Source organism: Leeuwenhoekiella marinoflava DSM 3653, from assembly GCF_900129005.1.
Classification (GTDB): Bacteria; Bacteroidota; Bacteroidia; order Flavobacteriales; family Flavobacteriaceae; genus Leeuwenhoekiella; species Leeuwenhoekiella marinoflava.
The window spans coordinates 90,544-110,886 of sequence record NZ_FQUN01000008.1 but is presented as its reverse complement, the minus strand read 5'-3'; the positions used below and the strand labels follow the sequence as shown (position 1 = coordinate 110,886).

Below are 20,343 nucleotides of genomic sequence, written 5' to 3'. Positions count from 1 at the left end.
TTATGCATAAAATTACATGTATCGCACTTTTCTTAGTGAGTTCAATTTGCTTTGCTCAAGATTTTAGATTTGGTAAAGTTTCTTTAGAAGAATTGCAAGAAGAGTTTCATCCTGAGGATCCTGAAGCAGATGCTGCGATTTTATACAGGGAGCAATCTTCACATATCGATTATTCACAAAGTAGTGGTTTTGTGCTCAAAACTGAAGTTTATGAGCGTATTAAAATTTATAATTCAGATGGTTTTGACTGGGCTACGCAACAAGTTTTGCTATATCAAGGTTCTTCAAGTGAAGAAAGTATAAGTGGTTTGAAGGGTGTTACCTACACAATTGAAGGATCAGATATAGCGGAAACTAAGATGCGTAAGGACGGTATTTTTTCTGAAGAGCGTAATAAATATTTTAATATAGAAAAATTCACGCTGCCCAACTTGCAAAAAGGCTGTGTATTAGAATTTAAGTATGAAGTTATGTCTCCATTTATCTCAACTATAGATGAGGTGAAGCTACAAGAGGAAATTCCTTTAAATGTTGCGAGAATAACATTTACAAGTCCTGAGTGGTTGATCTATCAAATGCACAGAAAAGGTCTTTTACCTCTTGATGTAAATGAGACCACAACTGCAGATAAAGTTATTTATACAGTAAGACCAGGAATTTCAAGTGGTGGTTCGCTTAGAACTGGTGAAAGAGGATCAATTCAAAACAGGACTATAGATTTTCAGCGTAAAGGAAATACTATTGAAGCGAGCAATGTTCCAGCTTTAAAAGAAGAGGTTTTTTCTTCTAATATAGATAATTACCGTTCTGCTATAAGTTTTGAACTTTCCTATACGCATTATCCCGGCGAGCCTTTTGAAACAATTACAAGCAGTTGGGACGCTGTATCTAAAACCATTTATGATTCAGATAATTTTGGGGGACAATTAAAAAATCAACGTTTTTTTGATGACGACATAAATGCTGTTTTAGAAGGAGCTGGTTCTTCAGAAGAGAAAGTGGTACGTATTTTTGAATATGTGAAACAGCGTATGAGTTGGAATAACTTTTTAGGTATTTATGCTGATGAGGGTGTTAAAGAGGCTTATAAAACAGGATCAGGTAATAGTGCAGATATAAATTTATTGTTGGTGAGTATGTTGCAATATGCGGGTCTTGATGCAAATCCGGTAATATTAAGTACAAGAGATAACGGAATTCCGGTTTTTCCTACTCGTGATGGCTTTAACCATGTTATTGCCGGAGTTGGGTTAGATGGTAAAATAGTGCTGATGGATGCTACTAATAAGTTGGGAGCAGTAAATCTTTTAGAGGAAGGGCTGCTCAACTGGCAAGGAAGATTAATTCGTAAAGATGGGAGTTCAGAATGGGTTAGTTTATACCCTACAAGTCACGCCACTGAAAGTACAATGGTGAATTTTGAAATAGGGGAAGATCTACTGACAACGGGCTCAGCAAAGAGTAGGTATACCGGGCATTATGGATTGTCGTATAGGAGAAAATTTAAAGGGAAAACAGAACAGGAACATTTAGAAGAATTAGAAGAAATTCATGGAGGGGTAGAAATCAATGATTTTGAGTTGAGAAATATTGATAATGTCTACGAGCCTGTTGAAGTCTCTTATGAATTTGAAATGCTTAATGGGGGTGTGGAAGAGGTAGCGGGTAAGCTTTATGTTTCTCCTTTATTTTATTTGACGCAAACAGAAAATCCATTTAAGTCAGAAGAACGTAACCATCCAATAGACTTCAGATACCCTTGGAAAGACAGATATATTCTAAAAATTAAAATTCCAGAAGGTTATAGCGTGGAGAGCTTGCCCGAAAATGGAGTTATGCGTATGGTTGATAATTTGGGATCTTTTAAATATTTAATTTCCGAAGTAACTGGCGGCATTAATATTTCAACAGAGTTTTCTTTGAATAGCTCAATAATTCCTGCAGAATTGTATCTCGATTTGAAGAAGTTCTATGAAATGATTGTCTCTAAGGAAAGCGAAAAAATAGTTTTATCTAAAATTTAAAATACATCGTGAAATCAGTAAGCCAATCAGTTCTTTGTGTACTAATATGTTTGTTTAGTAGTATTGTTTTAAATGCACAAGATTTTAAATTAGAAAAGGTATCAGAAGCAGAACTTACTTTAGATTTTTATGCGAAAGATTCGGCAGCGCCGGCAGCATACCTCAATAAAGTAAGGGAGACTTATTTTGATTATAACTCTCACGATGGGTGGATTATTGTAACGGAAGTCACAGAACGGATTAAAATACTTACTAAAGAAGGTCTAGAATATGCAACAAAAAAAATAGGGCTGTATAAAAACGATTCTGACAAGGAATTAGTCGATGACATTAAAGGAATCACGTATAATTTCAATTCAGGTAAAATAAAAGAAAGCAATCTTGATAAGAAAGCAATTTTTAAAACTGAAAGATCAGAACGTTGGGATCAGACAGCCTTTACAATGCCGGCCGTTCAGGTAGGGAGTGTTGTAGAATGGAGCTATAAAATGGTTTCGCCATTTTATAAAGTAGATGATCTTATTATTCAAGAAGATATACCAGTAATTAACTATTATGCAAGAATCAGAACTCCTGGGATGTTTCAGTTTCGCAGAGTTAAAAAAGGCTATTTTGATATAAAGCCAAAAGAATCTGTAGAACAAGGAGGTGTAACGGTAGATGGTGGTTTTAATCACAGTAACTATTTTAATTATCAAGAACTTGTTGCTGAGTATGAACAACACAATGTTCCGGCGCTTAAGCGAGAAGTGTTTGTAGCAAATCCTGATAATTATCGTCGTAGCGTTATATATGAATTGATCTCAACTGATTTTAACGACAATAAAAGGGAGTATTCTACAACTTGGGAAGAAGTGGCTCGCACCATTTTTAAACACGATGATTTTGGTGGAGAGTTGAATAAAACCCATTTTCTCAAAGCTGCTGCTGAAGAAATTTTAACAGCAAATAAAACTCAAGAAACTCAGATAAAAGCAGCTTTGCGGTTTGTTAAATCTAAAGTTTCTTGGAATGGAGATTATGGAAAATACACAGATGAAGGTATAGATAAAGCCTATAAAAAAGGAAGCGGTAATGTTTCAGAAATAAATTTACTGCTTACCGCGCTTTTGAGGGAGTGTGGGGTTCAGGCCAATCCGGTCCTGGTAGGTACTAAACGTTTTGGGATACCTCTTTTTCCTACTCTAGAAGGTTACAATTATGTTGTAGCAGGTATTCGTTCTGGGATGCAGACTATTTTGCTAGATGCTACAGACAAGTGGAGTGCTCCTAATATTTTGCCAACGCGCGTTTACAATTGGAAAGGAAGAATGGTTAACAAGAAAGGAGTTTCTCAGGAGATCGATCTTTTTGAAACCATAAGACCTCAAACAGATAGGTATGTGAAAGCTGTTTTAAATGAAGATGGAAGTCTAGAGGGAGAACTCAGTCAACGTTTTTCTAGTCTAGAAGCTCTTGAAATACGACATAGTGTAGGGGATAAAGATCTGCAAGACTGGGGTGAAAAACGGTTGGATTATTTTGGTGTAGATGAGATGAAATCCCATCAATTAAAAGATTTAAACGAACTCGAAAAACCTGTTGTAGAATCATTTCAGTTTAAAATTGATCAGGCTGTAGATCAAGTTCCGGGGCAGATTTTTTTAAATCCGTTGCTATTCTTTAGAGAAAGGGAGTCGCCATTTAAGTCAGATGAGCGAATCTCACCTGTAGATTTTGATTTTCCGTTTACGCATAACATTAATATCACAATAGAGCTACCTGCGGGATATGCCGTGACTTCACTTCCTGAAGCTATAAAAATTGCGCTACCGGATGATATGGGGAGTTTTCTGTATACGATTCATGAGCAGAATAACTCGATACAGGTTATGACACGTTTCAGTCTTAAAAGTACTTTTATACATGCAGATTATTATCAGAGTTTAAAAGATTTCTTCAAAATGCGTATCGAAAAGGAGAACGAAAAAGTGATTCTTAAAAAAAGTATTTAATTTTTAAAGACAACTTTCCTTTTTTAGCATAATCGCGACCTAGATTTTCTGCTTTACCTTAATTTAGCACTTCAGCAAAGATTAAGGTTTATGAAAATTGATAATGCACAGCAAGCTGTTGATCATTGGATAAAGGAACATGGCGTTCGTTACTTTAACGAACTTACCAATATGGCGCAGCTTACCGAAGAAGTAGGTGAGGTTGCGCGTATAATTGCGCGCAGATATGGGGAGCAAAGCGAAAAAGAAAGCGATAAAAATAAAGATCTTGGCGAGGAATTGGCAGATGTACTGTTTGTAGTTTTATGCCTTGCCAATCAAACCGGAATTGATCTTCAGGAGGCTTTTGATAAAAAGCTAGATTTAAAGACCAAGCGTGATCACGATCGTCACCACAACAACAACAAACTTCAATAACCTTTTCTACCTATAAGCTACTATTTTGATACTACGATTAGAACAAAAAGAACCAAACCTTTCTGGTGATATTAAGATTACGGGTTCAAAAAGTGAAAGCAACAGACTACTATTGCTTCAGGCACTTTTTGGAAATTTTAAAATAAAAAACCTTTCTAACAGTAATGATAGCGAGGTGATGCAAAAAGCATTAGCGTCAAAAGAAAAGACCGTAGATATACATCATGCCGGTACAGCAATGCGCTTTTTAACTGCATATTTTGCTGCTTTTGAAGGTCGTGAAACCATACTTACTGGGAGCTCTCGTATGCAGGAGCGTCCTATAAAATTACTAGTTGACGCGTTGCGCGATCTGGGAGCAGATATTACATGTTTAAAAAATGAAGGTTTTGCTCCGCTTCTCATCAAAGGAAAAAAACTGGAGAAAAATAAAGTGTCGCTAGCCGCTAATGTTAGCAGTCAGTATATTTCTGCGTTGATGATGGTAGGAGCTTCTATGCCTAATGGTTTAGAAATTGAACTTTTGGGTCAGATTACTTCGGTGCCTTATATCGAAATGACGCGTTCGTTATTGACGCAATTGGGAATAGAAAGCAGCTTTGAAGGTCAATTGATAAAAATTGCTCCTGCCCGAAAGATTACAGTCTCAGAGATGACTGTGGAGTCAGACTGGAGTAGTGCTTCTTATTTTTACAGTCTCGCAGCATTGTGTGATACAGCAAAGCTGAAGATATCAAGCTATAAGGAAAACAGCTTACAAGGAGATTCTGTATTAGCAGCGTTATACACCAAGCTGGGAGTTAAGACAACCTTTTTAGAAAATGCGGTTTTACTAGAGAAAGAAGACAAGCCAAAACCACAGCGCGTAGAATTTGATTTAGCAAACAGCCCGGATATCGCACAGACAATCGCGGTTACGTGTTATGGGATTGGAGTAGCTTGTGACCTTACCGGCTTACATACTTTGAAGATTAAAGAAACAGATCGTTTAGAAGCCTTAAAAGCAGAGTTGTCTAAACTGGGGGCACATATTTCAGTTACAGATAAAAGTTTGCATTTAGAAGGATCGACTAATTTTCAGTCAGATATTGCTATAAAAACGTATCAAGATCATCGTATGGCAATGGCTTTTGCACCTTTCGCTTTGCGGGCACCTATTCTTTTTGAAGATGCAGAAGTGGTAAACAAATCATATCCTGATTTTTGGAATGATTTTGAGGCTCTGGGGTTTAAGATTAAAGAGGTTTAGTTCATTTTCAAGTGTTTATTTCTGGTCAAAAGTGCTAATATGAGCTCAAGAATCACGCTGTTTCTAAGTGTGGTAGCGGCTTTGCAAATTAAACGGCGTTTTACTTGACAACCCCTACCTTGAGGTTGTATATTTGCACGCTATTTTAAATACCTAAAAACAGACGTCCCATGGGAATGAAACTTTCACATTTTAACTTTGATTTGCCAAAAGAGCTTCTTGCTGAATACCCTGCAGAGAATCGGGATGAAGCCAGATTGATGGTTCTTAACCGCAAAACACAAACCATCGAGCACAAGCTATTTAAAGATATTATCGATTACTTTGATGCAGATGATGTGATGGTGTTGAATAACACTAAAGTTTTTCCGGCACGTCTTTATGGTAACAAAGAAAAAACCGGAGCGCGTATTGAAGTTTTCTTATTAAGGGAATTGAATTCAGAAACGCGTCTTTGGGATGTTCTTGTAGATCCTGCTCGTAAAATACGTATTGGTAATAAATTGTATTTTGGTGATGATGAGAGCTTGGTCGCTGAGGTTATAGATAACACAACTTCTCGTGGTAGAACATTACGTTTCTTATACGACGGGTCTTATGAAGAATTTAGAAATAAATTGACAGAACTCGGTGAAACGCCACTTCCTAAATACATCAAAAGAGAAGTAGAGCCGGAAGATGCAGAGCGTTACCAAACGATTTTTGCAAAAGAAGAAGGCGCAGTTGCTGCTCCTACTGCAGGTCTACACTTTAGTAAGCACTTGCTAAAACGTTTGGAAATCAAAGGGCTTAATTTTGCAGAGGTAACTCTCCACGTTGGTCTGGGTACTTTTAGTCCGGTTGAGGTAGAAGATCTTTCTAAGCATAAAATGGATAGTGAAGAGGCATACATACACGCTCCGGCGACTGCTACTATTAATAATGCAATTAGTGAAAACCGAAGAATTTGTGCAGTAGGTACTACGGTAATGCGTGCGCTAGAAAGTTCGGTAAGTTCTAATCACACGCTTAATGAATTCAGTGGATGGACCAATAAGTTTATTTTTCCTCCTTACGATTTCAGTATTGCCAATTGTATGATTACAAACTTTCATACACCTAAGTCAACGTTGATGATGATGGTATCTGCTTTTGCAGGTCACGAGTTTATGAAAGAGGCTTATGAAGAAGCAGTGAAGGAGAAATATAAATTCTATAGCTACGGTGATGCGATGTTAATCATCTAATCTAAAAGAGCTATTCTTATAAAAAATCCCCGGTTAATTTTATCGGGGATTTTTTATGCTTAAAAGTTAGGAAACCTGTTATAGCTAACACGCTGCTAATTGGTATCTTTGCAGCGTGATAAAAACTAAAAAAGACATACGGGCACTTACACGTGATGAGTTGCGAGATTACTTTGTCGCTCAAGGCGAAAAGGCTTTTCGTGGGAATCAGGTTTATGAATGGTTATGGAACAAAGGCGCGCACGTTTTTGAAGATATGACTAATCTCTCTAAAGAAACCCGAACCTTTCTGGATGAGCACTTTGTGATCAATCACATCAAGGTTGATCAGATGCAGCGTAGTACTGACGGTACGATTAAAAATGCAGTAAAATTGCATGATGGTCTTATTGTAGAATCTGTTTTGATTCCTACTTCTTCAAGGACCACAGCTTGTGTTTCTTCACAGGTGGGATGCAGTCTCAATTGTAAGTTTTGTGCAACCGCTCGTTTAAAGCGTATGCGTAATCTTAACCCTGATGAAATCTTTGATCAGGTTGTAGCGATAGATCAGCAAAGCCGTTTATATCACAACAGGCCGCTTTCTAACATCGTTTTTATGGGGATGGGAGAGCCGTTGATGAATTACAATAACGTGGTTAAGTCTATTGAGAAAATCACAGATCCTGAAGGTCTGGGGATGTCTCCCAGGCGTATTACGGTCTCAACTTCTGGTGTTCCTAAGATTATAAAGAAAATGGCCGATGATGAAGTCAAATTCAATCTGGCGGTTTCTTTACACTCAGCTTTAGATGATGTTCGTACCGATATTATGCCGTTTAATGAGCAGATGCCGCTTCAGGAGTTAAAAGATGCATTGCAGTACTGGTATATCAAAACTAAAAAGCGCATTACCTACGAATACGTAGTTTGGCGTGGTATAAATGATCAGGATAAAGATATTGAAGCGTTAATAGATTTTTGCCTGGCAGTGCCGAGTAAGGTGAATTTGATTGAATACAATCCTATTGATGACGGCCAGTTTCAACAGGCAGATCCTGAGGCGATAAACAGGTATGTAGCAAAGCTTGAAGATAGAGGTATCACGGTTACCGTGCGTCGCTCTCGCGGAAAAGATATTGATGCCGCTTGCGGGCAACTTGCTAACAAAGAAGCCTGAAAATTATAAAAACGAATTACTCAGAACATTGAAAGTAGCCGAACAAATTAAGCAGCCTATTGCTCACGAGATGGAACTCTTTGAGCAAAAGTTTTCGCTTTCAATGAAATCTAAAGTTCCGCTACTCAATCGCATTACGCATTACATAGTGAACCGCAAAGGGAAGCAGATGCGACCTATGTTTGTCTTTCTCGTTGCAAAAATGCTGGGAGATGAGCGCCTTAACGATCGTACTTATCGCGGTGCATCTGTAATAGAGTTGATACATACCGCCACGCTGGTTCACGATGATGTGGTAGATGACAGTTACCGCAGGCGCGGATTCTTCAGTCTTAATGCTCTTTGGAAAAATAAAATCGCCGTACTCGTGGGTGATTTTTTATTGTCGAAAGGTCTTTTGCTTTCTATAGATAATGGTGATTTTGATTTGCTTCAGATCATTTCAGTTGCTGTACGCGAGATGAGCGAGGGCGAATTATTACAGATTGAAAAAGCCCGAAATCTTGATATTACCGAAGAAATTTATTTTGAGATTATTCGGCAAAAAACGGCGACACTTATCGCTGCCTGTTGTGCTATGGGCGCTTGTGCGGTTCACGCTGGTAAAAAGGATATCGAGACGATGCGTAAATTTGGCGAACTTATAGGTCTCGCTTTTCAGATTAAAGATGATCTTTTTGACTACGGAACTCAAAAAATAGGAAAGCCTACCGGTATTGATATCAAAGAGCAAAAAATGACCTTGCCGCTGATCTACGCCGTAAATAACAGTAATAAGCAACAACGCAAGTGGCTTATAAATTCGGTTAAGAATCATAATAAAGATAAAAAGCGCGTAAACGAAGTAATCGCTTATGTGAAAGAGTCCGGTGGATTGGATTATGCCGTGACTAAAATGAAAGCATTACAGCAAGAAGCGCTACAATTACTCAATAAATATCCGGAGTCTAAGTATAAAGATGCTTTGATTTTGATGGTAAACTATGTAATTGAACGAAAAAAATAGATTATTAAAATGCTGAAATTCAGTAAATTATAATTTTATTTCAAAAGTATTTTTCTTCCAGGCAACCATTTTAAAAAATGCTGCGTCTCTATACATATAAAAGCAGCTTAAAACAGGTTTTGTGAAAGTCATTACATTCTTCAATAACGAAAAACAGCTTATTAAAAGGGCGGCAAAGGGAAACCGGGAAGCGCAGCGAAGATTGTATGAGTTACATTCACCTAAAATGTTAAGTGTTTGCAGAAGGTATTTAAAAGACATCATGCAAGCTGAAGAAGCAATGTGTAACGGGTTTTTAAAGGTGTTTAAAAATCTGGATCGCTTTAGAGACGAAGGTAGTTTTGAAGGTTGGGTGCGCCGTATTATGGTAAACGAGTCTATTTCGTACCTGCGTAAAGAGCAAAAAATGATTTTTACAGATTATGAAAATCAGGGAGATGATCCTACTTACAATCCGCAGGATAGCGATCTGGAGGTTGAGCATATTCAACTTTTAATAGATCAGTTGCCAGAAGGGTATAGAGCCGTTTTTGTGATGTATGCCATAGAAGGATACAAGCATCAGGAAATTGCAAAGATACTAGACATCGCAGAGAGTACTTCAAAAAGCCAACTGTTTAAAGCCAGAAAGCTGCTTCAACAAAAGTTAAGTCAATTAAATACGTATAGATATGGCGCCGATAAAATTTGAAGAAAATATGCGTGAGCGGCTGGAGCAGCGAGAGATTAAGCCATCGTCTGATGCTTGGGAGCGCATAGAACAAGGTCTTGATACTTCCGCAAAGCGGAAAAGTAAAAAGAACTACGGCTGGCTTTTACTCGCAGCGAGTTTTATAGGAGTTTTAATTATAAGCGGAAAATTCTTTTTCAGTATAAATGAGAATCAGCATATTCAAGTTGTAGAAACTCCGGTAGAAAAAATTGAAACCGAAAGAACGACTCCGGTAGAGCAGCAACAAAATGAGCTTGTTGATAAGGAGTCCGTTAGAGAAGAAATAGTACTTGTTCAAGAAAAGCCAACAGAAAAAGAAAGCCGTCCAAAAGTTGAGATTTCTGCTAAACAAAAAGAAGCAATTGCTGCAGTTGAAACTTCACAAAAGAAAGAAACTTTAGAAGCTCCTGTACAGCAAAAAATAGATGCAGAAGTAGATGCTTTGATTACAAAAGTACAAGAGCAGCAAAACACGGGAGTTGCCTATTCTGATGCAGAAATAGATAAACTTTTGCGGGATGCGCAGCGTGATATAATTTCAGAAAAAGTATTTGATAAGGAGCGTAATACAGTAAGTGCAGAAGCATTGCTGTATGAGGTTGAAGAAGAGCTGGATCCCTCTTTTAGAGACCGCATTTTTGAAGCGCTCAAAGAGGGCTTTCTAAAAGCCAGAGAAGCTGTAGCTTCACGCAATAATTAAAACAAACATTCATTCATCAATCTTTGGGAAATTGCTCTCTGCCAACAGGGCGGAGAGCGAAATCCTGAAACTAAATCAAAAATTATGAGAACGTTACTACTACTTTTAATCGCCGGAATCAGTTTATTGCCTGTAAAAATAAGTGCTCAAACCACTAAGAAGCAGGAGACTGTTTTAGAATTACAAGCTCAGAAAGAACAGGTGGTTCTTGATGAGAAAGAAGCGCTAAAAATTGAAGTCCTCGCGATTAATAAACGCCAGGAAAGTGGCGAACTAACCGCAGAAGAGGCATCGGTTTTGAAGAAAGAAGCTGCAAAAAAACATGCCAGAAATATAGAGGATAAACTGGCTATTCTAGAAAGTAAAATTGATCTTCTGGAGCGTAATGATGCCGATTTTGAAGACGACTCTGTTTTTGGGATTTTTATAGGAAAAGAAAAGCTGCAGTTGGGTAATGATAAAAAAGAGGTTATTTATGACCGCCGTACAACTTCAGATCTTGTTCTGGCTATCGGTTTTAATAATGCGTTAATTGAAGGGCAATCTCTTAATGATTCACCTTATAAAATAGGAGGCAGCCGCTTTTTTGAATTGGGTCTTGCCTGGAAAACCCGGGTGTTTACAAACTCTAATTTTCTTCGCTTAAAATACGGGTTTAGTTTTCAGTTTAACGGGTTGAAATTAGATGATAATCAGTATTTGGTTGAGCAAGGTGATCAGACGGTTTTAGAGACTTTCCCTTTAAATTTAGATAAGTCAAAGTTCAGAATGGATCATTTGGTTTTTCCTGTTCATTTTGAATTTGGTCCTTCAACAAAACACACCGGTGATAACTATTTTAGGTATTCAACGAGAAATCAGTTTAAAATAGGATTGGGTGGTTATGCCGGCTTCAATTTATTGACTATTCAAAAACTGAAATATGAAGAAAATGGTGATGATCGTAAAGATAAATTTAAGCAGAATTTTAATACGAATAATTTTATATACGGTTTGAGTGGTTACGTTGCTTTTGGTGGGACGGCACTTTATGTGAAATATGACTTGAACACCATCTTTAAAAACAATCCGGTAGCGCAGCGCAACATTTCTGTAGGCTTGCGTTTTGATATGGATTAGGAGCTTTTTGTATCAGTAAGAAAAAAGACTTTCAAGACCTGTCGCTTAATCTCGTACAGGTTTTTTTATTGTAGTAAATTTGCAAACATTCTTTTTAATACTTAGTAAACAGCAATAATTTGATCTCTAAAACCACCATAGATACTGTTTTTGAAACCGCTCGGGTAGAGGAGGTTATAGGGGATTTTGTGCAGTTGAAAAAATCGGGTTCTAACTTTAAAGGGTTGAGTCCTTTTACAGATGAGCGTTCGCCAAGTTTTATGGTTTCGCCTGTAAAGCAAATTTGGAAAGATTTCTCAAGTGGAAAAGGAGGGAACGCAGTTGCTTTTTTAATGGAACACGAGCATTTTACGTATCCTGAAGCTATAAAGTATTTGGCAAAAAAGTACAATATAGAAGTCGAAGAAACCGAGCAGACAGACGAGCAGAAGGAGCAGGCGAATGAGCGGGAAAGTATGTATGTGGTTTCTGAGTTTGCTAAAGACTATTTTCATAAAACACTGCTGAATAGTGAGCCAGGAAAAGCTATAGGACTTACTTATTTTAAAGAGCGTGGTTTTTCTGAAGAAACCATAGGGAAGTTCCAGTTGGGATATTCTCCTGATACTTGGGATGCATTCACTTCAGAAGCAATTCGTAAAGGCTATAAATTAGAATATTTAGAAAAAACCGGACTTTCAATCGTAAAGGAAGAGAAGCAATTTGACCGATTTAAAGGTCGTGTGATGTTTCCTATTCAATCACTTAGCGGAAGAGTTTTGGGTTTTGGAGGGCGAATTCTAACTAATGAGAAAAAAGCAGCAAAGTATTTAAATAGTCCAGAGAGCGATATCTATCATAAATCCAAAGTGCTTTACGGTATTCATCACGCCAAGCAGTCAATAGCAAAAGAAGATAATTGTTTTTTAGTAGAAGGATATACTGATGTGATTCAGATGAATCAGCTGGGGATTGAGAATGTTGTTTCTTCTTCAGGAACTGCTTTGACGCCAGAGCAGATACGTTTAATAAATCGATTGACTCCAAATATTACGGTTCTGTTTGATGGTGATGCGGCCGGACAGCGCGCTTCGATACGCGGTATAGATTTGATTCTGGAGCAGGGGATGAACGTGAAAGTGTGTAGTTTTCCAGAAGGAGAAGATCCGGACAGCTTTTCGCGAAAGCATACGTTAACCGAAGTTGAAGATTTCTTAAAAGAAAACGCTAAAGATTTTATTCAGTATAAAGCTTCTTTGCTGGTGAAGGAAGCACAAGGTGATCCGGTAAAAAAGGCCGGTTTGGTGCGTGATATGGTAGAAAGTATAGCTAAAATCCCCGATGTGATTAAGCGTGAAATCTATGTGCAAGAATGCGCTCGTATTATGGATATCACCGAAAATGTTCTTTTTAATACGCTGGCGCAAATACGCAATAAAGGAAATAAGGAGGCTGTAAAAAAGGAGAAGCCTAAAGCTGGTGGTAATGGAGAAATGGTTGCGCTAAAAAATGAGGAGAAAGTTAAGTTTCGCAGGCAGTATGAGTTGGAACAAAACATCATTAAGCTACTGATAACTTTTGGTAAAGAGCCTGTTGAATTTTTAGATCTGATTATTGAAGAAGATGAGGACGGAAACCTCGTTGAGAAAGAGATCAAGCGTGAACTCATTATTTATGAGAAAATCTATTTAGATCTTCAGGAGGATGAGGTAGAATTTGCTAATCAAGATTTTCAGAATATTTATCCGGTTTTGATCGAGCATTTAACGCGTGAAGAAGGCGAGATTAAATTAGATCAGCTTGGGCAGACTCTTGAGCCTGAGATTATGGGTAAAATATCTTCCATAGCTTTTGAGCCTGAAAGACACACGCTGCATAAGTGGGATACGCATGAGATTTATGTGAAATCTTTAAAAGACAATTCAGGTTTAGAAACGGTGCAGACGCTTCTGAATCTACGTCACTTTCTTATACAGAGTAAAATGTCAGAATTTGGCGATCAGCTAAAATCTGGCGAGCTTCCTGAAAATGCTAAAGAATTTATGGAAGAGTATAAGGATTATAAAACGCTCGAGGTTCTCATTGCAAAAAAACGGAATCTGGTGATTATGCCATTTATGCGTTAAAGATCTGAAGTTTGTAAAAGACGTGCCTGTTGAATCAATTCTGCAAGACTACTGGCATCTAGTTTTTTAAGTAAGCGCGTTTTATAAGTGCTTACCGTCTTTTCATTTATGTCTAAAGTTTCAGCAATATCTTTATTACGCTTGCCGGAAGAAAGTAAGTTCAATACTTCAGTTTCCCGGGTTGAAAGTTTCTTGTATTTATAAGCAAGCGAATTGTTCTTAGAAGGATCAGAATTAGAAAGCATTTCAACAAGATTGTTGTTGAGGTAAATTCCGCCTCTGGCAACTTGTAGCATTGCTTTAAGAACAACATCGGTATCTGCAGTTTTGCCTACATAGCCCATTGCTCCGGCTTTAATGGCGCTCAATGCATACATTCCTTCAGGATGCGTACTGAAAACCATTATTTTGATTCCGGCAAATAATCTGCGTAATTCTTTAATGGCAGAAAGTCCTTGAAGGTTAGGCATGTCTATCTCCATTATTACAAGATCAGGCACGTGCTCTTCTAAAGATGGGATGAGCTGATCACCATCTGTAACAACATCTATAATCTCGTGCTGTATATCTTTTAATAGGTGCGTTAATCCATCTGTTACGATGGGATGGTGGTCTGCTATTGTAATTGTAATCATAGAGATTAAATATCTTTAGCTATCTAAATTAACACGATTTGTGTTATTTGCAAATGGTTTTCGCTGTAACAATAAATATAAAGGTTAAACGAACATTTTATTTGAATTCTGCCGGTATTTCACAAACTGGAATCGGTTTCATTTTGTGTTTGTTTGCATTATTGTAACTTTTATAAATCGTAAATACTTTTTGTTGACGGTCTTCAAAATCTGCGGCATTTTTACCTTTTTCATCTTCAAGCATTGCCCATTCCAGTTCGTCGTATGTAGCTCCTATTTGATCTTCATCACTGCGGTCATCGCCCCAAAGGCCATCTGTAGGTTTAGCAACTTGTATGCTTTCAGGAACGCCAAGTTCTTTAGCAATAGCATAAACTTCGCTTTTCATTAAATCTGCAATTGGGCTTAGATCTACTCCGCCATCACCATATTTAGTATAAAAACCTACTCCAAAATCTTCGACCTTATTTCCGGTACCAGCAACTAGATATCCGTGTAAACCGGCAAAGTAGTATAGCGTACTCATACGTAATCTTGCACGTGTATTGGCGAGGCTCAGCTCTAAAGTAGGATTTACATCTGCAACGGGTAAAGTCGCTTTAAAGGTTTCAAAAGTTTCAGTTAGGTCAACACGCACGTCAGAAACATTGGCAAAACGTTTTTTAAGTTGGGCGATATGATCTTGAGCACGGGTGACGTGGCTCTCTGGTTGGTGAATTGGCATTTCTACACAAAGTACGCGTAAACCGGTTTTGGCACATAAGCTAGATGTCACGGCGCTATCAATCCCGCCGCTAATTCCTACAACAAAACCCTTGATATTTGCGTTTGTTGCATAAGTTTTTAGCCAAGTTACAATGTGATCGATTACTTTTTCAGTTTGCATAAGAAACAGGATTTATAGTTTGTAAATACTACCTTTGCGGCGCAATTTTATGATCGTGAATTTACTAAAATTTAAAAAGTTAATCGTGAGTAGAGTGAGGTTAGTTCGTGTATTTAGCTTTTTTTTAGGGCTTCTTCCGTTTTTAGTGTCCAGCTGTAATGATGAAGCAAAATTACCCGAAGAAATTTCTCAGATTCCTATAGATTTAAAAGTTGTCCGTTTTGATCAGAAATTTGCTACGGTAGATTCTTCGGGCTTAGATGATCTAATCACTGCGTATCCGTTTCTTTTTCCGGATACATATACCCGTGAATTTTGGATTGAAAAGATAAAAGACACCATTCAGCTTGAATTGAATAAAGAGGTTGGGGAAGCTTTTCCGAATTTTGATGAAGAACAGAATGATTTAGAAACCTTATTTCGGCATATTAAATATTACTACCCTAAAACTTCAATTCCGGAGGTGATCACGATTACTTCTGATGTGGCTTATCGCACACCAGTAATTCTTACCGATAATTTATTGATTATTGGTCTTGATAATTATTTAGGTCCTGAGCATCATTTTTATGATGGAATACAACGATTTTACACGCAAAATTTTAGAAAAGAACAGTTTGATGTTGATGTCGCAGATGTTTTTGTGTCTAAATGGGTTAGAAGAAAAGATAATCGCAGGTTTCTTGATGAAATGATTTATCAGGGAAAACGACTCTATATAATGGAGCAGTTGTTGACGCTAAAAGATAAGAATGAAATAATAGGATATACTCCAGATCAGTACGACTGGGCAATTGCCAACGAAGTAGATATCTGGAAATATTTTGTAGAAAACGAGTTGCTTTTTGATTCAGATCGTAGCTTGTTAAGCAGATTTATCAATCCGGCTCCTTTTTCAAAATTTTATTTGTCTTTTGATAATGACAGTCCGCCGCGATTGGGTCGCTACATAGGCTGGCAGATTGTAAAAAGTTATATGCAGCGCAATAACATACCTTTGCAAATGTTGCCAGAGAAAAGCAGCGATGAGATTTTTAAACAAGCCAATTATAAACCCCGTAAATAAACATACAGTTGATGAAAACTGAAATTGAATTAAGTATAGAATTAGATGAAAATCGTGTTCCTGAAAAAATATCGTGGAACGCTCCTGACGGTGGTGTTTCTCACGAGCCTGCAAAAGCATTGATGCTTTCGCTTTGGGATCACAACAAACAAGAAGCGGCTCGCATTGATCTGTGGACAAAAGATATGCCGGTTGATGAGATGAAAGTTTTCTTTCACCAGACCTTGGTGAGCATGGCAAATACGTTTAAGCGTGCTACTGATGATGATAAAATGACCGCAACGATGATGGATTTTTGCGATTATTTTGCTGAAAAATTAGAGTTGAAAAAATAATATTACTTCAGTAAATCTTTCGGAATGTGATGAAATTAATTTTTGTTTATAACGCGCATTCCGGAAGATTTAATGCCTATCTCGATAGCTTGCATAAAGTTTTGAGTCCGGCTAGTTATAGCTGTAAACTTTGCGAATTGACACACGGAGTCTCTAGCGAGCGAACGCTTTGGAAAACTTTCCGAGAAAACAGTAATCTAGAGATGGAATTCTTGCATAAAGATGAATTCCTTACAAAGCATATTTCTTCTGAATATAAAAAGCTAGAGTTTCCGGTGGTGCTAAGGGAAGAAAATGGTCAAGTTGAATTGCTTCTGACTAGATTAGATTTTGATCGTTTAGAAACTGAAAAAGATTTGATAGCAGCAATAGCACAAAAAACTAAGCCTCAATAAGTTGCTCGTTAATCTGGTCGATATAGTTTAAAATTTCATCTTTCCCGGTGCTGTTAGAGGCACTACTTATAAAATAATTAGGCATTTCTAACCAAGCTCCTGCCAGCAATTCTTGCTTATAATTTTCAATATTGCGCTCTAAAGCTTTTGGCTTCAGTTTATCTGTTTTGGTGAAAATGATAGAAAACGGAATTTGTTTCTCACCTAAATACTCCATAAACTCTTTGTCAATAGGTTGAGGTTCATGACGACAATCTATAAGAACAAATGCAGAAACCAATTGTTCGCGCTCTTCAAAATACTGCGTGATAAATTTCTGAAATTCCTTTTTTACCTTTTTAGAAACACGGGCATAACCGTAACCCGGTAAATCTACCAAGTACCAACTTTGATTGATCACAAAGTGATTGATGAGTTGTGTCTTTCCCGGTCTTCCCGAAGTTTTAGCTAGGTTTTTGCGGTCAGTAAGCATATTGATCAAGCTAGACTTTCCTACGTTAGAACGCCCTATAAAAGCATATTCGGGCATTTTATTTTTTGGGCACTTGGCCACATTAGAATTGCTAACTAGAAATTCTGCAGATTTAATATGCATAACAATAAGGTGTTATATATTACGTGATTTGAGCCAGCCAGAAAGAATCTCGTTAAACTCTTGCGGGCGCTCCATCATAGCGGCGTGGCCACATTTGTCAATCCAGAATAAATCAGAATCAGGTAAAAGTTTATTGAAATCTTCAGCTACTTCAGGAGGAGTTACATTGTCGTTTCGACCCCAAATGATACACGTTGAAGTTTTCATCGTAGGAAGATCTTGTGCCATATTGTGACGTATAGCGCTCTTAGCAATTGCAAGTGTTTTGATGAGTTTATTACGGTCGTTTACGGTCTCGTAAACTTCGTCTACGATTTCTTTAGTTGCAACAGCAGGGTCGTAAAAAACGTCTTCCGCTTTCTTTTTGATGTACTCATAATCGCCGCGTTTTGGGTAACTCTCACCCATTGCGCTCTCGTATAATCCAGAACTTCCTGTAATAACTAAAGCTTTCATCACTTCGGGATAAAGCTTGGTGTGATACAAGGCAATATGTCCGCCTAAAGAGTTTCCTAAAAGAATGACTTCTTTAAAGCCTTTCAATTTGATAAAATCGTTAAGGTATTTTGCAAAAGTTTTTACGCCGGTTTTGATAAGCGGCATCGAATAAAGAGGCAGTTCAGGAATTACAATTTTATATCCGCTTTGCGAAAAATGGTCTGTAACTGCATCAAAGTTGCTCAGCCCACCCATCAATCCGTGAAGTATAACTATAGGGATTCCCTCGCCAACTTCTAAGTAGGTGAACTTTCCCTCGGTTTTTAATTGGTGCTTCATAATTATTGGTAGGCAAGAGGCTTTGCCACAAATATAGACATTTAGAGCAAATTGAAAATCTAAAAATGCTTTAGTCTGTTAAGCTTTCGCCAACCTAAGTAAACAAGAGGTTTTAAGACAGACTACTAACTCAATGTTAAGGTTTTCTCAATAATCAACAAGTGGTAAGACTTATCAACAAAGTGGTAGAAAGTGGGAGAATGTGGTAATAAATTCTATATATTTGAAGTTGTAATACCTAAAACCTACTGTATTCGTGCTCAGCCTAATAGGGACATACGAGTGTAAAGTTGACGCCAAAGGCAGGCTCATGATGCCGTCTGCGTTAAAAAAACAGCTTGCAAAAGAGTTGCAGGAGGGTTTTGTCGTTAAGCGATCGGTTTTTAATTCTTGTCTGGAATTGTGGCCAATGTCTGAGTGGGAGGTGATGATGAAAAAAATAAATGGACTCAATCGCTTCAATAAAAAAAATGTTGATTTCATACGCAGGTTTACCGCCGGTGTAAAGCTAATAGAAGCAGATGCTTCCGGAAGGTTATTGATTCCAAAAGATTTGATTGCTTTTGCTTCAATAGTAAAAGATATTGTTTTGACTTCGGGAGGAAATATAATTGAAATCTGGGATCTGGTGGCTTATGAAGTTGCAGTGAGTGATAACGACGGAGACTTTGCAGCGCTTGCAGAGGAGGTGATGGGTGATCAAAACGACGTGCCAGATGGATTATCATAACCCGGTATTATTAAAAGAAACAGTAGATGGTTTGGCTGTTAAGTCAGATGGTATCTATGTGGATGTCACCTTTGGAGGTGGTGGTCACTCAAGAGAGATTTTAAAACGTCTTGGCGAAAATGGAAAGTTGTTTGCTTTTGATCAGGATAAGGATGCGTTAGAAAATGAAATTGATGATCCTCGATTTACACTTATAAATGAAAATTTCCGCTTTGCGAAACGCTTTTTGCGTTTTTATGGCGCTGCGCAAGTAGACGGAATATTAGGAGATTTTGGGGTTTCGTCGCATCAGTTTGATGTTGCAGAGCGTGGTTTTTCGACCCGATTTGAAGCGAAGCTAGACATGCGAATGAATCAAGGAGATAAGCTTTCTGCTTATCACGTGGTTAATGAGTATGCTGAAGAGGATCTAAGCAGGGTTTTGTTGCAATATGGGGAATTGAGGAGCGCGCCTAAAATCGCCCGCACCTTGGTGTCTTTGCGTAAAGAAAGTCCTATTGAGACTACGGAAGATTTAAAGGTTGCTTTAAAACCTTTTTTACCATCTAATCGGGAGCATAAGTTGTTAGCTCAGATTTATCAGGCGATTCGTATTGAAGTGAATCAGGAGCTTGAGGTGTTGAAAGAGTTTTTGCAACAAACCGAAGAGATGCTGAAGCCTGGTGGAAGATTGAGTTTGATCTCATATCACTCTTTAGAAGATAGGTTGGTTAAGCGCTATATGCGTAACGGTCTTTTTGAAGGAGAGCCGGAGAAAGATATTTTCGGGAATTTTAGTGTGCCGTTTAAGAAGGTAGGCGGACTTATAGTTCCTGGTAAAGAAGAAATAAAAATGAATAACAGAGCGCGCAGTGCGAAGCTGCGTGTGGCAAAGAAATTATAACAGGTTTTGAAAGAAGGAATTTATAACATACTCAAAGGGAAGTTTCTTTTTAGCGATGACGCTATGAAGAACTGGCGTATGATTTTATTCTTGTCTTTTTTGGCGATTATAATGATTGGGAGTTCGCACAGTGCAGATAAAAAAGTACATCAGATTTCTCAATTAAATGCAGAGGTTAAAGAGCTGCATAGTGAGTTTGTAGATACGCGTCTGGAGGCGCGACGTCTCAAAATGGAAACAGTCGTAACCAAGCAAGTTGCGCAACAAGGGCTGGGGCCTTCCCTTACTCCACCCAAGAAGATTAAAGTAACAAAAACACCTTAAGTTCAA

Annotated in this window: 21 protein-coding genes; 17 read left to right on the top strand and 4 right to left on the bottom strand. The window is 37.8% G+C overall.

Annotation, left to right across the window (positions count from 1 at the left end):
• Positions 1-2 precede the first annotated feature (2 nt).
• From BUB91_RS07945 to dnaG, 11 genes are all read left to right on the top strand, one after another.
• Positions 3-2,024 (top strand): transglutaminase domain-containing protein, encoded by a 2,022-nt coding sequence (locus BUB91_RS07945; RefSeq protein ID WP_073098832.1) that lies wholly within the window; start codon positions 3-5, stop codon positions 2,022-2,024.
• Positions 2,025-2,074: 50 nt separating this feature from the next.
• On the top strand, positions 2,075-4,018 hold the full coding sequence (locus tag BUB91_RS07940; protein ID WP_073098703.1) for a transglutaminase family protein: 1,944 nt from the start codon (positions 2,075-2,077) through the stop codon (positions 4,016-4,018).
• Between the two features lie 90 nt (positions 4,019-4,108).
• Positions 4,109-4,435 carry a nucleotide pyrophosphohydrolase gene (locus tag BUB91_RS07935; RefSeq protein WP_073098702.1) on the top strand — a complete coding sequence of 109 codons (327 nt, stop codon included), beginning with the start codon at positions 4,109-4,111 and terminating at the stop codon, positions 4,433-4,435.
• A gap of 25 nt (positions 4,436-4,460) precedes the next feature.
• On the top strand, positions 4,461-5,684 hold the full coding sequence (gene aroA, locus BUB91_RS07930; protein WP_073098701.1) for a 3-phosphoshikimate 1-carboxyvinyltransferase: 1,224 nt from the start codon (positions 4,461-4,463) through the stop codon (positions 5,682-5,684).
• 176 nt (positions 5,685-5,860) lie between these two features.
• The gene (gene queA / locus BUB91_RS07925; protein ID WP_073098831.1) at positions 5,861-6,910 is read left to right on the top strand and encodes a tRNA preQ1(34) S-adenosylmethionine ribosyltransferase-isomerase QueA; all 1,050 of its coding nucleotides are present in this window, start codon (positions 5,861-5,863) and stop codon (positions 6,908-6,910) included.
• 115 nt (positions 6,911-7,025) lie between these two features.
• Positions 7,026-8,069 carry a dual-specificity RNA methyltransferase RlmN gene (gene rlmN / locus BUB91_RS07920; RefSeq protein ID WP_128759331.1) on the top strand — a complete coding sequence of 348 codons (1,044 nt, stop codon included), beginning with the start codon at positions 7,026-7,028 and terminating at the stop codon, positions 8,067-8,069.
• 28 nt (positions 8,070-8,097) lie between these two features.
• On the top strand, positions 8,098-9,075 hold the full coding sequence (locus BUB91_RS07915; protein ID WP_073098829.1) for a polyprenyl synthetase family protein: 978 nt from the start codon (positions 8,098-8,100) through the stop codon (positions 9,073-9,075).
• A gap of 121 nt (positions 9,076-9,196) precedes the next feature.
• Complete coding sequence (locus BUB91_RS07910) at positions 9,197-9,766, top strand: RNA polymerase sigma factor (protein ID WP_073098700.1); 570 nt, start codon at positions 9,197-9,199, stop codon at positions 9,764-9,766.
• Positions 9,747-10,487, top strand: coding sequence for a hypothetical protein (locus BUB91_RS07905; RefSeq protein WP_073098699.1), 741 nt, complete (start codon positions 9,747-9,749; stop codon positions 10,485-10,487). Before BUB91_RS07910 ends, BUB91_RS07905 begins: the two co-directional genes overlap by 20 nt.
• Before the next feature lie 84 nt (positions 10,488-10,571).
• On the top strand, positions 10,572-11,606 hold the full coding sequence (locus BUB91_RS07900) for a hypothetical protein (protein ID WP_073098698.1): 1,035 nt from the start codon (positions 10,572-10,574) through the stop codon (positions 11,604-11,606).
• Positions 11,607-11,725: 119 nt separating this feature from the next.
• Positions 11,726-13,711 carry a DNA primase gene (dnaG, locus tag BUB91_RS07895; protein WP_073098697.1) on the top strand — a complete coding sequence of 662 codons (1,986 nt, stop codon included), beginning with the start codon at positions 11,726-11,728 and terminating at the stop codon, positions 13,709-13,711.
• Here the strand turns inward: dnaG and BUB91_RS07890 are convergent.
• Positions 13,708-14,346 (bottom strand): response regulator, encoded by a 639-nt coding sequence (locus tag BUB91_RS07890; RefSeq protein ID WP_083557880.1) that lies wholly within the window; start codon positions 14,344-14,346, stop codon positions 13,708-13,710. The genes dnaG and BUB91_RS07890 overlap by 4 nt on opposite strands.
• 97 nt (positions 14,347-14,443) lie before the next feature.
• On the bottom strand, positions 14,444-15,232 hold the full coding sequence (gene nadE, locus BUB91_RS07885; RefSeq protein ID WP_073098696.1) for an NAD(+) synthase: 789 nt from the start codon (positions 15,230-15,232) through the stop codon (positions 14,444-14,446).
• 85 nt (positions 15,233-15,317) lie between these two features.
• On the opposite strand from nadE, the gene gldB reads away from it, so the two are divergent.
• From gldB to BUB91_RS07870, 3 genes are read left to right on the top strand one after another with little or no spacing between them, the layout of a single operon-like run.
• The gene (gene gldB / locus BUB91_RS07880; RefSeq protein ID WP_241652586.1) at positions 15,318-16,298 is read left to right on the top strand and encodes a gliding motility lipoprotein GldB; all 981 of its coding nucleotides are present in this window, start codon (positions 15,318-15,320) and stop codon (positions 16,296-16,298) included.
• An 11-nt stretch (positions 16,299-16,309) separates the two neighbouring features.
• Positions 16,310-16,633, top strand: a complete 324-nt coding sequence (gene gldC, locus BUB91_RS07875) for a gliding motility protein GldC (RefSeq protein ID WP_073098694.1) — start codon at positions 16,310-16,312, stop codon at positions 16,631-16,633.
• Between the two features lie 29 nt (positions 16,634-16,662).
• Positions 16,663-17,028, top strand: coding sequence for a GTPase (locus tag BUB91_RS07870; protein WP_083557879.1), 366 nt, complete (start codon positions 16,663-16,665; stop codon positions 17,026-17,028).
• Here the strand turns inward: BUB91_RS07870 and yihA are convergent.
• Both yihA and BUB91_RS07860 read right to left on the bottom strand, forming a co-directional pair.
• Positions 17,015-17,623: a ribosome biogenesis GTP-binding protein YihA/YsxC gene (yihA, locus tag BUB91_RS07865; RefSeq protein ID WP_073098692.1), complete on the bottom strand. Its 609-nt coding sequence runs from the start codon at positions 17,621-17,623 to the stop codon at positions 17,015-17,017. The two genes, BUB91_RS07870 and yihA, sit on opposite strands and share 14 nt — an antisense overlap.
• Positions 17,624-17,635: 12 nt before the next feature.
• Positions 17,636-18,400, bottom strand: coding sequence for an alpha/beta fold hydrolase (locus tag BUB91_RS07860; protein WP_073098691.1), 765 nt, complete (start codon positions 18,398-18,400; stop codon positions 17,636-17,638).
• A 256-nt stretch (positions 18,401-18,656) separates the two neighbouring features.
• Between BUB91_RS07860 and BUB91_RS07855 the strand changes: the two genes are divergently transcribed.
• The 3 genes from BUB91_RS07855 to BUB91_RS07845 are packed head-to-tail and all read left to right on the top strand — an operon-like array spanning position 18,657 to position 20,337.
• Positions 18,657-19,130, top strand: coding sequence for a division/cell wall cluster transcriptional repressor MraZ (locus BUB91_RS07855; protein WP_073098690.1), 474 nt, complete (start codon positions 18,657-18,659; stop codon positions 19,128-19,130).
• Positions 19,117-20,013 carry a 16S rRNA (cytosine(1402)-N(4))-methyltransferase RsmH gene (gene rsmH / locus BUB91_RS07850; RefSeq protein ID WP_073098689.1) on the top strand — a complete coding sequence of 299 codons (897 nt, stop codon included), beginning with the start codon at positions 19,117-19,119 and terminating at the stop codon, positions 20,011-20,013. Before BUB91_RS07855 ends, rsmH begins: the two co-directional genes overlap by 14 nt.
• A gap of 6 nt (positions 20,014-20,019) precedes the next feature.
• The gene (locus BUB91_RS07845; RefSeq protein WP_073098688.1) at positions 20,020-20,337 is read left to right on the top strand and encodes an FtsL-like putative cell division protein; all 318 of its coding nucleotides are present in this window, start codon (positions 20,020-20,022) and stop codon (positions 20,335-20,337) included.
• The last annotated feature ends 6 nt before the right edge of the window (positions 20,338-20,343 follow it).

Bases quoted from the DNA above. Each gene is read 5' to 3' on its own strand.
- nadE (WP_073098696.1), bottom strand. From the start codon at position 15,232: ATGCAAACTGAAAAAGTAATCGATCACATTGTAACTTGGCTAAAAACT.
- rsmH (WP_073098689.1), top strand. From the start codon at position 19,117: ATGGATTATCATAACCCGGTATTATTAAAAGAAACAGTAGATGGTTTG.
- BUB91_RS07900 (WP_073098698.1), top strand. From the start codon at position 10,572: ATGAGAACGTTACTACTACTTTTAATCGCCGGAATCAGTTTATTGCCT.
- queA (WP_073098831.1), top strand. From the start codon at position 5,861: ATGAAACTTTCACATTTTAACTTTGATTTGCCAAAAGAGCTTCTTGCT.
- BUB91_RS07905 (WP_073098699.1), top strand. From the start codon at position 9,747: ATGGCGCCGATAAAATTTGAAGAAAATATGCGTGAGCGGCTGGAGCAG.
- gldC (WP_073098694.1), top strand. From the start codon at position 16,310: ATGAAAACTGAAATTGAATTAAGTATAGAATTAGATGAAAATCGTGTT.
- BUB91_RS07935 (WP_073098702.1), top strand. From the start codon at position 4,109: ATGAAAATTGATAATGCACAGCAAGCTGTTGATCATTGGATAAAGGAA.
- BUB91_RS07890 (WP_083557880.1), bottom strand. From the start codon at position 14,346: ATGATTACAATTACAATAGCAGACCACCATCCCATCGTAACAGATGGA.
- yihA (WP_073098692.1), bottom strand. From the start codon at position 17,623: ATGCATATTAAATCTGCAGAATTTCTAGTTAGCAATTCTAATGTGGCC.
- BUB91_RS07945 (WP_073098832.1), top strand. From the start codon at position 3: ATGCATAAAATTACATGTATCGCACTTTTCTTAGTGAGTTCAATTTGC.
- BUB91_RS07870 (WP_083557879.1), top strand. From the start codon at position 16,663: ATGAAATTAATTTTTGTTTATAACGCGCATTCCGGAAGATTTAATGCC.
- BUB91_RS07860 (WP_073098691.1), bottom strand. From the start codon at position 18,400: ATGAAGCACCAATTAAAAACCGAGGGAAAGTTCACCTACTTAGAAGTT.